The sequence below is a fragment of the Leuconostoc mesenteroides subsp. mesenteroides genome (assembly GCA_009676745.1).
Lineage (GTDB): Bacteria > Bacillota > Bacilli > Lactobacillales > Lactobacillaceae > Leuconostoc > Leuconostoc koreense.
This window is the reverse complement of record CP046062.1, coordinates 1,460,413-1,474,859: the sequence shown is the minus strand read 5'-3', so window position 1 is coordinate 1,474,859 and position 14,447 is coordinate 1,460,413. Positions and strand designations below refer to the sequence as shown.

The window sequence follows — 14,447 nt, the reverse complement described above, 5'->3', positions numbered from 1 at the left end:
CCATTATAGATGCTTACGCTTGTAAATCAAACCACCCAAAGCAACTAAACCAGACACTGCCAATGCTAAGATGCCATTACCACCCATAGATGACTTTTCTGTGGCATGTGTTAATGGCAATGCCTTAGCTACGGCATCATCAAGTTTTTGCTTAGCTTCAACAACTGGTGCCTTTGTCGCATCTTTGTCATTAGCAGTTAGCGCTTGATTATAGGCTTCAACTGCACGAGCAACGCTAGGTACACTAGCAACTTGTGTTGGCACATCAACAACATTACCAGAATTATCAGGTGTTACTTCAACTGGCTTGACATGATTGACTTCGCCTTGATTGTTTGTATCAGGTGTAGTTGGTGTCAGTGGCACGGTATTATCTTCGCTTGATGCCCCATTGTCACCAGTCGTTGAACTATCCGTACCGCCACCATTTGATGAAGAACCATTGTTATCTGATGAAGAACTTGAACTATCATTGTCCTCTGATGAACTTGAACCACCATTATCAGTTGACGAACTATTACCGTCTTCTGTTGAGGAACCAGAACCACCATTATCAACACTGGTACCATCATCAGTAGATGAAGAACCACTACCGTCATCAGTTGAAGAACCGGAACCACCATTATCAACATCGGAACCGTTATCAGTAGATGAAGAACCACCGCCGTCATCAGTTGAAGAACCAGAACCACCGTTATCAACACTGGTACCGTCATCTGTTGATGTACCACCATCACCCACTGTCGTACCGTCATCTACGTTAGAATTGGCATCACTCACAACATCAGTTGTAGCACTTAAGACAACCGCCTTAACTTGTGGCAACACCTTAGCAGTTGCTTGTACTGATTGTGCTGTACTAGTATCAGTTGTTGGTACAGTATCAGCACTAACTGCTTGATGACCTAATGCTAAAGCCCCTAAAACAGACCCAGCGATTAAAAGTTGTTTTTGCAACATGTTTATTGTCTCCTAACAATTTTATTGATTGGGCTTCACACCCCATTTGGTTATATTCTGTGATAACGTCACGAGATCAATTTTTAAATTAGTTTTGCTTTTTACCTTTTTTTGAGATACCAAAAGCCAAACCAAGACTAGCTAACCCTGCCAATGCACTTAACAAAACGCCACCCTGATTTTCATTAGCATGCGTTGTTGGCAAAATACTTGCCGTTTCAACTGCCTTTGGCGTTTCGGGTGTGGCTGTCTTTTCAACCTTTGGTGTTTTCTTAATGTTGTAATAATGCACTGCAACCTTTTGTGGTTGTGGCTTATCAGCATTTGGCATATCCGCAACCGTTACCTTTTTAACACTAGCAACTGGTACAGCAAGCTCTTGACCTTTAGCAGGTGCGACAACTTGTACATGATGTACTGTTGCTTTCGGTGCCGTAGGCTTCACAGGGTCTTGCTCATAAGTTGGTGCCTTTGGCGCTACATTAGTATTCTTAATTTGCGTTGATACTTGACCGTGTGTATTCCATATCCAGTTATCATCAACAACCAAAACCTGTGTTAGGGGACTAGTCTCATTTGGTGAGATTTTGAATGTTTTGTTAATTTGCGCAGTCTTATTGATTGTTTTTGAGAATGTCGTATTGCCGTCATGGTAAACCGAAAATAGTTCGTTGCCGTCATTGTCATAGACGTGGAAATTGATATTTTGGTTAACCGCTTGGTTTTGATAAGCATTGGTATACGTATATGAATACAATTCAATTGATGAAATCGTCACGGTTTCTGTGCCGTCACCATTTGAAACAATCTTCCAATTGATTTTACCTTTCAAAACACCATGACCAATGATGTGTACACCGTCGTTCATATCGTGTTCCAATGTGAATTCGCCTGTTGTTTGGTCAACAGTGGCATTCATAAAGGTTTGATATTGACCAGATGACGCATCAGTTTGCGTTTGGGCTGTCATGCTTGTCGTATGGTTAGTCCCATTCATATAGTCTTCAAGCGCTTTTTCATAGGCTGCTTTTTTATCAGCATTTGCCTTATCAACCGCTGCCTTTTGTGCTTCATAGTCAGCCACTTGCTTTTGATATTCAGCCGTCAATTTAGCCAATGTTTCAGTATCGGCTTTTTCACTTGCCACACCACTAGCTACTGCTTTGTTGTACAAATCAAGGTTATAAGCCATTGCATCTAATAAATCTTGATCCTCTAAGCCAGTCAAATCTTTGTACTTTGGCGAAACTTTTGAAACTTCAACACTAACATCAAGTCCAGCATTTTTGCTTGCTTCAACTTGCTTATCAAGGTCTAATGTCGCATTGTTCAAATCTGATTGTCCTTTTTCAACCGCTTCATCACGGTCTGCATTAGCTTTGGCGTAATCAGCTTGCTTTTGTTGGTATTCAGCCGTCAATTTAGCCAATGTTTCAGTATCAGCTTTTTCACTTGCCACACCGTCTGCGATTGCTTGTTTATACAAGTTAATGTTATAAGCCATTGCATCTAACAAATCTTGTCCCTCTAGTCCCGACAAGTCCTTATATTCGGGTGAAGATTGAGCGACTTCAACGTTGACTTTGATACCAGCTTTTTCAGTAGTATCAACTTGTTTATCAAGGTCTGATGTGGCATTGTCCAAATCAGCTTGACCTTGCTTAGTGGCATCTGTTTGTTCAGTAGTTGCCGTTTGATAAGCCTGATCGTTTGCTTGTTGTTTTGCCGTGGCATCTTTAACCGCTTGGTCTTGCTTATTCAAATCTGATAAGACTTCATTTGTTTTTGATGAAGCGTTGTCATCATTGATTGTGACATCAGTTGTCTTACCAGTCGTCACATCAACACCAGCTTTTGAAGCGGTGTCTGCACCACTCTTAACAGTATCTTGTGCTTTATCGACCGCATCTTTTGCTTGGTCTTGTGTCACACTTGAACCGGCAGTTGTTGGCACTGTGCTTTTTTCAGCAGTTGAAGAAACAGTTGCAGATTTAGTGGCATCATCAGTTGTCGCTTTGTCCGTAGCTGTACCAGTTGATGAAGCAGTTAATTGAACTTGCTTGTCATTTTGCGTGGCATCAGTGGTTTTAACAGCATGTGCATCAGCATTTGAAACAGTATCAGCACTGACATGTGTGATATTAGCACTCACAGCAACAGCAGTTACTGCAACAGCTCCGATTACCCACAACTTATCTGACTTGTACAACTTATATTTTTTTACATTTTCCATAATTTTCTAAATAAAAAGACTACATATTAGGTAGCCTTTCTTTCCCTTCCTTATAAAGTATTTCTAACACAATCGTGTAGTTTCAAAAAAAAAAGCCTCCGAATGGAAACTTTTCATTTTCACAGAGTAATGTCTGTAAATTTTATTCAATTACTGAAATCTTTTTTAACACTGATTTTGGTACTTTATTTTGTTTAATGGCAGTTGGACCATATAAAACTCTAGTGTTCGATACTTCCGCTTCCAAAAATTCGCCTGGTTTAAATGGTTTGACATTTTCTCCTGATAGCTCAAAAGAAATGCTTTTTTTAGTACCATCAGCGGTCACAAATTCAAAATGATACTGATAACTGTATGATCCTTTAATTACCTTGCCCGTGTCGTCTTTTGTTTCTTCACGATTAGGAACTTTTACGGGCGCCCTAGTATACGCCTTGGACGCTGCATAGGTGTTGTCATAATAATTTCTGACCTGAATTGCTAGGCCAATAACTAAACTTATTGTCAATAGACTTGCAATGATTAAACTGACTTTTTTCATTTTATATTTTTCCTCCTGTATTCTAAGAGATAAATATGGACAATATATTAATAATCACAATGATTAGCATAAAAGCTATATGAAATTTTTTGTGATTAGAAAGAATTGCTATATATTCACGAATTAATGCATTAGGCAAAAAATAGTTACTTGTTTTAGAGCCTATACCATCGATATTCAAGCCAACTAAATGTGCAAAACCCGCTGCTCTAAAAACATGGTAATCATTTGTTGCAAAAATCCCTTTTTGTAAATCAAATCCATTTTCTTCAACAACTTGTTTAGAAAAAAGCATATTTTGATAAGTATTTTTTGATTGATTTTCTACTAGAATATCAGATTTTGGCACCCCGTGATTAATTGCATATTCTCTCATAGCTTCAGCTTCGGCCAACAACTCATCTCGCCCTTGGCCACCAGACATAATTAATTTCATAGGCATTTTATTTTTCTTGAATTGTTGATTTTTGAAGTTAGCAGCTACCATGATTCTTGAGCCGAGCAATGGTGAAACCGTATCACCATTAATCAAACCGGATCCCAAAATAATAGCATATTCTTTATTAAATTTTGGACGAACCACTTTTGTAATCACATAAGATGCAAGAAATGTCAAAACCCAAAAAAGTAAATAATTTTGAAAACCGTATGAAACATTCTCCACAAAATCAATAATTTTGTTGTTTGGAATATATCTATTCAACATACTGAAGACAACTGGAATTAGTAGCAGTAAAATGCCAATAATTAAAGTTAGCATGTTTCCAATTGAATGACTTTCACGCCGCCAAACTATGATGCCATTCCATATAAACAAGAATGCGCTTAAAAATGTCAATAAAAAAATGGGTATGAAAATCAATACCAACACAGCCAAATAGACATAAGTCAACACTTTGTTATTGATCTGGAGAACAATAATAGATAGTGAGACAAAATAACTAAAAATGGTTGCAATGGTTGCCATACCACACAGAAGTCTATAACGGTTTTTCTTGATTAGAAGAAAATTTATTGACGACATCACAGCTGATGCGGCAATAAAAAATATAGAATAACTAAAATAGTTATCAAAAATATTGCCCATAATAAATGAATCCCCTCTCTTACTTAACTACAATTGTAGCATGAAAGAGGTTTTTACAAAAAAAGCAGAAACTATTGCTCAAAATTTCTTAAAATTTTTTGATGACAAGAGTTTATGTTATTGTGTGATTGATTACATGTAACTCTGTAAAGGTTCTTTGAACGATAATAAATAAAAAGGTCAGCACACTAGCAACAGCCATAGCAACATGTAGCGATTGACCCAAACTCATAAAGAGTAAAAATATAGGGAGCATAGACCCAATATAGACGAGCCAAACTCCAAACATAAAGCCAAAATAAATCATTTTTTGTGCCATTGTAACAACTAAAAAAGACCAATTGTTTAATCGGCCTTTAACCTTTCTACTATATTATGATGCTATTAACCTTTTGCTTTGTCAGCTTGATTAGTCGTTGTCTTACTTTGATTTGATGCTGGCTTTTCGGTTGCCTTTTCGGTTGCCTTTTCATCAAGTGCAACTAACGTGTCAGCATACACTGTCCAATCAGTGGCATCATTACCAGCAAATGCAAACTTCAAACCTTGTGGCACTAACTTGTCCCCCGGCTTCAAACCAGCTTGCAAGCGTTCACTTTCTGCTGGGTCAACCAAAATACGGACAATGTTATCATCATTGCCAACATCGCCTGACTTGCTTTGTTGGATAAAGTTGAACTGATAATTTGAAATAATTGGTTCATCATAATCATCACGGGCAACTTCGCCACGATTATCAGTTTTATAATTAGGTGTAACCCTAAACAAAACTAAATCATGACTATCAAACGCATCAGCACTACGCACACGTCCATGTGGTGTCTTGTCTTTACCTGATACGAATACAGCATCATATTCTTCTTCTGGCAAAGTGTCTGTTTTAGCATCAGACATAGGTAACAAAGTTCCTGTCTTAGTGGCAACACGAGCGCCATTTCTTTGGTTACTGCGAGCAGTACCAGCAATAATTTTTGCATCAATCAGTTTCAACGCTGTGCCAAAAGGCATACTAAAATCAAAGCCAGCCTGTGGTGTAACATTTTCAGTGTTCAATGTGTTGTTCACATTCAACATTGCCACTGCCACATCAGCATTAGCACCAACTAAATTACGCCCAGCAAATGTGAGCTTTCCGATACTTTTTCCTTGTAGTGATAAACTACCAAACTTATTAACCATAATGTAAATCCTCTACTTTCTTTTATAAAATAAAACACAAAAATCATTTGATTTCTGTGTTTTTTAATGTGGAATGCATATTGTGTTTGAATTTAAGCATTGAAAATAATTATATAGTTCTTAAACCTAACTATATGTTGTAACCATTTTTCAAAAAGCGTGACAGCCTAAATTTCTCAGTGTGTCCAATAAACGTATTTTCAATTCTATTTCTTGAACAGATTTTTTTTGGAGGAACTACTTTTTCAAAATCTCCCCTACCATTTTGTGGGCGCATTAATGTTTGATAATAGTTACCTAGCATATCTTGATACTGTACAATAAAAATTTCATAACTACTTGAATATGGCAATAAACCAATATTTTTTTGCCCATCAGCTTTTATAGTTCCTAGGCTTTTTTCCAAAGTCACTGTTGCAAATGGATATTGATTTTTGTTATTTCGTTTCTTTATAAAGTTAGGAAGATGTTCGTGTATATGTTTGTACCAAAAAGACTCTTGGGTTATATCTAAAAAACATCTAAAAATATTTACATTGACCGCAGTATTTACGCCTACATTTTCAACCAACTGAGATTCTCCGTCAATATTCTTCGCTTCATTATTAATTTCTGCATCTTGTATTTTGAATACTAATAGTGGCTGTCGTGATATTCTAATTTGCTTTGCCACATTTTTACTTCCAACGTAAATAGCAATTAAACTAACAAGCGTAGTTTGTTTTAAAATATAAGATATTATAGGATGTATAAATTCCCAAAAGTGCAATGCAATATTAACCAAGTCAGCCACCTCATTATCAATATATCATAAAACCTGCCCTAACAAATAAACTAAATAATAAAAATTCTATTATCTCCGAATAATGTTCACGAACAATCGAAAATAAAGAATTTTATAATCAAAAAAGCAAAAACAGAAATGCCTGATTTTGCTAATATCAATACTGTTTGTAAAAATATACAATAAATATTTACTAACGTTTTCTAATTCACGGGATATAATTCTATTTTGACTATATCCGTCCTTATGATTAACTATGCTAAATTCTCAAATGTTTTAAAGTCGCCTACTTCATAAGTAGGACATTCAAGCAACACTCTTAGGCTCTGCCCATTTCCGAAATGCAATCTAGCACTTTACATTTCTCGACATGTTGTATTTTTGATATCGGAGCGGAAATTGTGACTAACTCAATTTTTCTAGACTTTTCTCTCTTACTGTTTACAGTCTCCGGATTGAACACTTTTCAAAAATACAGTATAATAAATGTATTGAAACATTATATTCTGCACTATTTAATAACCGTGGTGGGGCATTAACTATGTGTCAATCAATATTAAGTTTTCAATGTACAAATTGACTAGCCATTGGCTGGTCTTTTTTTGTGCTTATTTTGTGTTCTTTAGGTTTTCTTAATAATATAAGCCTTTTCTACAAAATAATAAGCACAAGGTATGTTACAGAGGTATTTCAACTTCCATATCAAACCTTATGCTTATAATTTTACATACTCCGATCAAATTCATTCACTTTTCCGTACCGCCATTCCGCTTCCCTGGTAATGCCAATAACTTTTTCTTCCGTCGTCAGTAAATTCATATGTTGAAAATATTTGAGAATCTTTCGTATCTAAAACTACAAAAAGAACTGCTAATGACTCTAATAAATATTCAAGAGTTCCGTAGATTGGTAAAGAATCCACAAAATTATGACGTAGATTTTGGTAAGCGTTGTTGTATTTCCAATTATTATTGCCTTTTGGGTCATAGTGTACCTTCCTTTCTTTATCAACCATAATTACTTTGTCTTCCTTTTTTTCGAATACATCACTATAATCCTTCTTATTTAATTTATATCCACTCATAGTCACTAGGACATGCGGTCTATTCTTCTCAGATACGTAAAGTTTACCAAAAAAATAATCATATTGATCACCTTGTTTTTCTGAACCATAAAATTTTGCAACTGATTCAATTAGTGCGAATATTCGTAATTCCAACTCAGCTATGAAGGTTGAGTATACATTCTTTTGAGTTTCATCAAACGTTATTTTATAAGATAGGTCAATAACTTCTTTCTCAATGTCCTTATAGATCATTTTGAATTCTGGGGTTGTCTTGTCTTCCATGGTTTTTCTTCCGCCTCAGTGTTGATTAAAAATTTTTGTATGGCTCTTCACATCAGAGACGCCTGCGTCATTCAATTCCAGCAAAGCTAGAAATATAGCACATAATAGACTAGTCATGTTCAGCATTTGCTTGAGAAATACTTGAGACGATTACAATTAAAGTCGCTGCTTTTTTTCAAGGAATCAGTCTGATTTTACAATTTATCTTATTCAAATGAAAGCGTTAAAAATAATTTATGACTCAAGCTTTTTCTAGCAATTTCAAATATATCCGATTATAGCGATAATGTAGAATTTTTTATTTGTATTTTTAATAAAAATTCCCTTCAATTGTGAAATACAAATGATAGATTTTAATTTTAAACGCAAACGTCTATAGACCACGTTAATCGTGTAAGTGTTTTGACTTTAGTGTGTCAAAATGGTATTGAATTTCTGTAAAATTTAATGACTTATTCAATATCTCGTATTTATCAATATAATTATTATAAAAAAATCTTTTTTGGGGTTTAGAATGACCAGAAACTAGATAATAATGCTCCTCTTTTTTAATAGTTTTTTTAAGTATCATCGTTTGATTGTGTAAGGAGTTTTCATTATAATTAAATGAGTTAAGTTCAGTATAAAGAATTAAATCACTTGATTTGATAGTCTTGTCAAAAATAGGAATTCGAATTTGGAATAAAGCCTTCAGTACCCAAATAATTGTGATGAATGCGTTGAGGAGAATTAACAGGTGACTAGCATGCAACATGTTGAGAGATATGTAGTGATTAATTAATAACTTATTCTCGACAAAGACGTAATTATGAAATTCTTTTATAAAATCAAATGGATTTAGTATGATATTGATAGTCAACCAATATATCCAAATGCTTGTCAGTAAAATAAATAATAAATTGAGCAATCTGCGAAATGCAGTTACCTGGTTCCACACCACCACAGTGTCATCATTCATTTCAACATCTTCGGGCAATAAATTAAACACAGGAGTCCAAAAATGTAATAGAAGTATAATAGTTGCAAATAAGAATATTGATATCAGAAAAAATAAGTAGTAACTATTAAATACTGTAATCGATTTTATAATAAAAGATTGAATTGACTTAGCAGGCCAGCTATTGACCGATAATAGTGATCTGTATTGCGGTTTCCAAAGAATCAATAAATCAATCACAAAAATTATGTTTACTATGTTTACAATGGGTATTCCCATTTTTTTTGTGAATTTGTCATAAATTTCTATAATATCTTTTGCTTGTGGCATATTTCTCTTCAGGCATAATTATATTTCAAATGTGTTATTAACATTTTACGGCAAAACTTGAGAAAAAGATACTAGATACATTATTTGAAAATCTTGGTAGTTAAGTCTGTTTCTTTAAAAATTTCGTGTTGTTCATTATCAATTTTTTTTAAGCTTGGTTGTTCTCATACTAAAAAAATGGACTATTTTTTAGTATGAGAACAAAATAGATACCTTATCTTTATGGGATTTGTATTGTAGTCCCTTATGATAATAAGTTAAGATGAATTTATATACTAAAATAGTAGGAGTGATAAATATGTTTAAGGGTGTTATTAATTATCAAAATGGGAAAATACCATTTGTAATAGACGATTATCGAATGAGCTTATTTTCAGAGGAAGAATTAGTTTCTCTATTTGCAAAAGAATACAATTTCAAGAAAAAGTATATCCTAACTGGTCAATGCTTTATTGGTGTCAACATGCCTCGACCTATAACCTTATTAGTTGAAAGTTCAATGGGAAATACATGTTATTTGACATGCTTTATTATAAACAGAGTGGATTCCGACAAAAAAATTAATTCGATAAACTTTGAATCAAAAATACTTGATAGCATTTTTCAATACAAATATCACTATTTAGATTTATCTAGAGATGGAATAAATCTTGGGATTGTCAATTTAATTTCTTAGTGGTCATGCATTCACAAATAATTGATTTGATTTTTGTTATTTACCTTTTCAATTTTGCGCTCTTTTGGTAGAAAAGACGCGAATATTAATTTAATATTTCATTTCTCTCCTACCCCAGTGAATATGGATCAAAACGGACTGGGACGCCTGGCGCCACTGACAGACTATTGTTTACACTTACGTGTCTAACAATATGTCGACGTGCTAGTTTTCATTAATTGGCTCCACAACATCGTCATGTTTCGTAACAAGTTACATAGTGTCAACTTCAAATGACCAAAAGATTTGTCCTTTTTAAACACTATTGAACCTCATTTCAATGGAACGACCATGAACAAATATTTGTCGTCTAGCATCGGTTTGACCCTGTTTGGCGAATTCCTTTATTTAGTAAATAAAGTGCTGTAAGTTTGAGCCAATCCACATTAATAAAATTCTAAATTGTTTTGAAGGGTAATCCCAGAACACGATCAGTAGTTTCTGGTGATTACTTCAAAATATCGATGTGATCAGTGAGAAAAGCAGCGGTAGTTGATGTTTGATAGTCTTGGCGGCCATGTAGATTTTTTATGCCAACCCATTGGTCGCGTATTAACTTTATAGGTCATAACTTGCTAAATTTCAACTGAGAAGTCCGGAAATCGCAGCGATCGCGTAATGAAATGCACATAGCTACGAACCGGATAATTTGATTTCGGCAAAGTTTGAATCGTAGTGTGTTCTTGAGATGATAAACCAATCATAAGTTGCAGTTCCTTTATTGTTTTTTTTGGACAATTACAATTAAAAACATTTTCTTTTTTTTACGATCTATCATTTTCCATTTGTTATTTTCTTTGAAGAAATAGCTAGAATCACATGTATGCCGTAGAGCGCAACCTGTCAAACTTTTTGATAATGTGTTAGGTTTGTAATCAATTATTAGTACCCTTTATTCGGAAATCCATTTTATTTTTTTATCAGTGTTTCTCATTCAGAAAAAGCGATATTTATTTCTTCAAATCATACAAACATGCAAACTTTTTTTTCAAAAAATTTGAAAGATAAAGTAATATCAGTCTGTATAAAACATTTTCCTGATAAACGATTCCCCCATTTGTCGACCTCTACTATTGATTTGATTTATGTCAAACAAATTTAATTTTTCAAAATCGTTTTGAAACTTGATAACATTTTGATAGTGGCTTTTATCGTAAACTTCGCTTTTATCTTTTAGTGAAAAAGTACCAGTATTTTTATTCTTTAAATCATTACATTCTTTATTCAAGTTTTCTTCCAAAATAATCAAATTACCAATTTGCAACACAACTTTATTTGGACTACTTTCGTCAAAAATGTGCTCAATCGTTGGATTTTCTGTTTTATATTCGCTTTCGTTGAAACGCATCAAAAAAAGTTTCGTAGTGAAGTTTATTAATTCATCTGAATGTTTGCTGTAGGTAAGCTTTGATAATGATTCAATCATTAATTGTTCTACATCAGATGTGATTTTTGAATCAAAAGATTTTAGAAAATTCGAAATCACAAAATCTAACCTTGTGTTTTTATCAGTTGTAAGAATTTGAATAAACAATTGGTCAAGTTCTTCCTCGATTAACATAAGAACGTCTATTTTTGCTAATTCGTCAGATTCACTTATAGCATTATGCAGGATAACGATATCTGCTACAATATCAATTAATTGTCTATATTCAACCTTGATAGACTCAGGACTTTTTAAAAATAGCATGTGTATCCTTAAAAGCAAAAACAAATATTTTTTTAAAGAGTGACTTATTGCCGTTTTAGAAATTAACTGCAACTTAATTTTGTAGTTTGGCCAGTTGTGTCTTTTGAAAACACTTATATTTTCGGGGGTTTGTAATTCATTATATACTTCCACTATATTGCGCATTGACTTTACGGCAGTTTCAATATATTTAATTTTGGTGCTTCTTGGTCGATGGTTTTCGAAATCTTCTAAAAATTCTGAGATGCTATCTCCGATATAACTATCATCAGTTAAAAGCTCAGCATTTAGGTTTTTAGGAAAAAAAACAAACCAGATATACTTAAAAAATTCGGAAAATGAGAAAGATGTATGTTGTTCGGCAAAATTATAAAAAGTGGCCCACTGATCGTTTAGGTTGTCAATGAAAGAGGTATCCTCATCCCGAATAAATGAAAAAATCAAATTTTTTGCTAAGTCTACAGGAACTAATTTCTTTCCCTTAAAATTAATATCAGCAAATATTTTGTATGCATCGTCTTTATTTGTTGCATTTAAATCAACGAAGCTTGAGTTTTTTATTTGATTTAATAAACCGCTCAAAAAAATAAGCTGCTTGCTTTTCGTCCATTTGGGTTCAAAAGCATTATTTAATGTTTTATTGATATTTAAGTAAGCTTGGTGATAAATGCGCCAAAAATAATCTTTCGCTGGATTTAAAGATTGTCTGGGATTGAGACTATAGGCAATCATGTTGTTTTCACTATCTTCGCTATAAAGAACGCTGATAAAAAAGTTTTGTCCGTAGTTTTGATTTGGCAGAATTCTGTAGGAATTAGAATCCAAGGTTAATAAATCGTTGATTTCTGTTTGTAAGTTCTGAGAGTGCTCTGCATTTCTTTTGAACTTTGCCATTGGAAAGGCCAAATCCCGAATCACTGTCAACAAAATAGCAATGGTAATTAACCTCTGCTGACCATCGATTATAAAATATTTATTTTTTTCTTTATATGACAAAATGGTTCCTAGAAAAAAATTAGTACATTTGTATTCTCCATTTTGGGACGTTTTCATATGATTTATAAAGTCATTAATCAAAACGTCCTGTTCATTATTATTCCAAACATATGAACGTTGAAAATTCGCAACGATGTACTGTTCTGGAGACTTCAGGATTTTATTTATTTGTTTTTCATCAGACGAATTGATCATTTTTCCCCTTGAGTAAATTAAGTTTTAGCTATTATGAAATATTAATTGAATAGATTTTTTTATTTTATAAAAACACAATAACGTTTTTGCTTTTCGAAATACCTAATGAAATTAGAGCCTATAGTTTTACTCATTACACAATAGTAGCATGAACCTGTTATATCACTTTACTTTGTTTCGTTTTCTAATTTTGTAAGTAACTATATTCGGTTCAATTAGTGCTTGTGGTTTATTGAATATTTGAAATTATAATTTTTTATTATTCCGGTTTCAGAACGGTTTTAACAATTTGCTTTCTATAGCTTCTTTTGTGTTTGAAAATCCGGCCGCACGGACTAAATTCCCTTGTGTTCCCATCTGAATAAAGTATTGATCCATCTTTGATAGTGTCAAATAAAGATGGTTCTCTGAATCAAAGTGGTCGGATTCAGTTGATAATTCAAACCATGATAACATTGTAAACAAATAATCAGCGTACTCACTGTGCACAATACTAAAATTGTATGGAGTTTCAATAAGCAGCCTATTTAAATTTGCAACTAATTTTTCTTGTTCAACAGATAGTTTCTTAAAAAAATTTTTTGGTAATTTTTTTATTTTTTGGGGTTCACCTTTATCGTACTCGCTATTTTTCTCAAAAGAACTCAGTAATTTTCCAAAGAGACTCGCTAGTAGGTCTGCTGCTCTAATTCCTTGAAATTCTTGAGACCTACAATTCTCATGTATGTTATTAGCATTAATATCAACATATCCTACTTTTGGAGCATCCTCATCTAAAAATAAACTAACATAGCTAAAGTCCGAACTATCATCAATTTCTGAAAGCCACAATTCCAGTCCATAGGCAATTTGATTAACGGGGAATTGAAAAGAACAGCTAGTTTTTTTGTTCAAATTCCCTGAATTATTAATAAATTTAATGATTTCCTTGTAGCTTGACAGTTGTCGTTTCATTTTTTTATTATTTTTATTTTCTTGAATAAAATCTATCATTTCGCCTTTGATTCGTCTAAGTATTTGATAAGTAGTCAAATTTTCGTTCAATAGAGAATCTAAAGCCATTTTATTCTTATCTTCATTATGAATAAACTTTGTTAAAACGTAAAGGACCAGATTTACTGATATTCCTCTACTTTTATTTTTAAAAAAATTTGAATTTTCAAGTAAAAAAGCCACTCAGACAACCTATCGACAATTAAAACCTGACTTTTATCAAAAATACTTAATTGTACTAAACAATCATTTATCTCAAGTAAATTCAATATTTGATTAAAAAAATTGCTTTGGAATCACGTATTTCGTTCAAAGGAAAATTTTTAGATTTGAAGATATTTTTACCTTTTATCTCTTTCATTTGTTTATTGTTATGATTTTTCAGATAATTTTGTTCTATGCGTTGATAGTCTGTATCAAATGATTTCTGGTTCTTCTTCGGAACTACAACAAATACGC

The 14,447-nt window shown here is 33.2% G+C and carries 12 protein-coding genes; 1 reads left to right on the top strand and 11 read right to left on the bottom strand.

Annotated elements, in window-relative coordinates:
• Positions 1 to 3: 3 nt before the first annotated feature.
• From uasX to GJV51_07265, 9 genes are all read right to left on the bottom strand, one after another.
• Positions 4 to 960: a serine-rich aggregation substance UasX gene (gene uasX, locus GJV51_07305; GenBank protein ID QGM25788.1), complete on the bottom strand. Its 957-nt coding sequence runs from the start codon at positions 958 to 960 to the stop codon at positions 4 to 6.
• Positions 961 to 1,048: 88 nt separating this feature from the next.
• Entirely contained in the window at positions 1,049 to 3,193 is a 2,145-nt protein-coding gene (locus GJV51_07300) for an aggregation substance precursor (GenBank protein ID QGM25787.1), read from the bottom strand.
• A 142-nt stretch (positions 3,194 to 3,335) separates the two neighbouring features.
• Positions 3,336 to 3,734, bottom strand: coding sequence for a DUF1093 domain-containing protein (locus tag GJV51_07295; GenBank protein ID QGM25786.1), 399 nt, complete (start codon positions 3,732 to 3,734; stop codon positions 3,336 to 3,338).
• 22 nt (positions 3,735 to 3,756) lie between these two features.
• Complete coding sequence (locus GJV51_07290; protein QGM25785.1) at positions 3,757 to 4,821, bottom strand: YdcF family protein; 1,065 nt, start codon at positions 4,819 to 4,821, stop codon at positions 3,757 to 3,759.
• A 112-nt stretch (positions 4,822 to 4,933) separates the two neighbouring features.
• Positions 4,934 to 5,140 carry a hypothetical protein gene (locus GJV51_07285; GenBank protein ID QGM25784.1) on the bottom strand — a complete coding sequence of 69 codons (207 nt, stop codon included), beginning with the start codon at positions 5,138 to 5,140 and terminating at the stop codon, positions 4,934 to 4,936.
• A gap of 65 nt (positions 5,141 to 5,205) precedes the next feature.
• Positions 5,206 to 6,000 carry a hypothetical protein gene (locus tag GJV51_07280; GenBank protein ID QGM25783.1) on the bottom strand — a complete coding sequence of 265 codons (795 nt, stop codon included), beginning with the start codon at positions 5,998 to 6,000 and terminating at the stop codon, positions 5,206 to 5,208.
• 130 nt (positions 6,001 to 6,130) lie between these two features.
• Complete coding sequence (locus GJV51_07275; GenBank protein QGM25782.1) at positions 6,131 to 6,784, bottom strand: hypothetical protein; 654 nt, start codon at positions 6,782 to 6,784, stop codon at positions 6,131 to 6,133.
• 742 nt (positions 6,785 to 7,526) lie between these two features.
• Positions 7,527 to 8,132 carry a hypothetical protein gene (locus GJV51_07270; protein QGM25781.1) on the bottom strand — a complete coding sequence of 202 codons (606 nt, stop codon included), beginning with the start codon at positions 8,130 to 8,132 and terminating at the stop codon, positions 7,527 to 7,529.
• Between the two features lie 385 nt (positions 8,133 to 8,517).
• Positions 8,518 to 9,399 carry a hypothetical protein gene (locus GJV51_07265; GenBank protein ID QGM25780.1) on the bottom strand — a complete coding sequence of 294 codons (882 nt, stop codon included), beginning with the start codon at positions 9,397 to 9,399 and terminating at the stop codon, positions 8,518 to 8,520.
• Between the two features lie 298 nt (positions 9,400 to 9,697).
• On the opposite strand from GJV51_07265, the gene GJV51_07260 reads away from it, so the two are divergent.
• Complete coding sequence (locus tag GJV51_07260; protein QGM25779.1) at positions 9,698 to 10,075, top strand: hypothetical protein; 378 nt, start codon at positions 9,698 to 9,700, stop codon at positions 10,073 to 10,075.
• Positions 10,076 to 11,129: 1,054 nt separating this feature from the next.
• On the opposite strand, the gene GJV51_07255 is transcribed toward GJV51_07260, so the two are convergent.
• Positions 11,130 to 12,995, bottom strand: coding sequence for a DUF262 domain-containing protein (locus GJV51_07255; protein QGM25778.1), 1,866 nt, complete (start codon positions 12,993 to 12,995; stop codon positions 11,130 to 11,132).
• Positions 12,996 to 13,265: 270 nt separating this feature from the next.
• Positions 13,266 to 14,171, bottom strand: coding sequence for a hypothetical protein (locus GJV51_07250; protein QGM25777.1), 906 nt, complete (start codon positions 14,169 to 14,171; stop codon positions 13,266 to 13,268).
• Between the last annotated feature and the right edge of the window lie 276 nt (positions 14,172 to 14,447).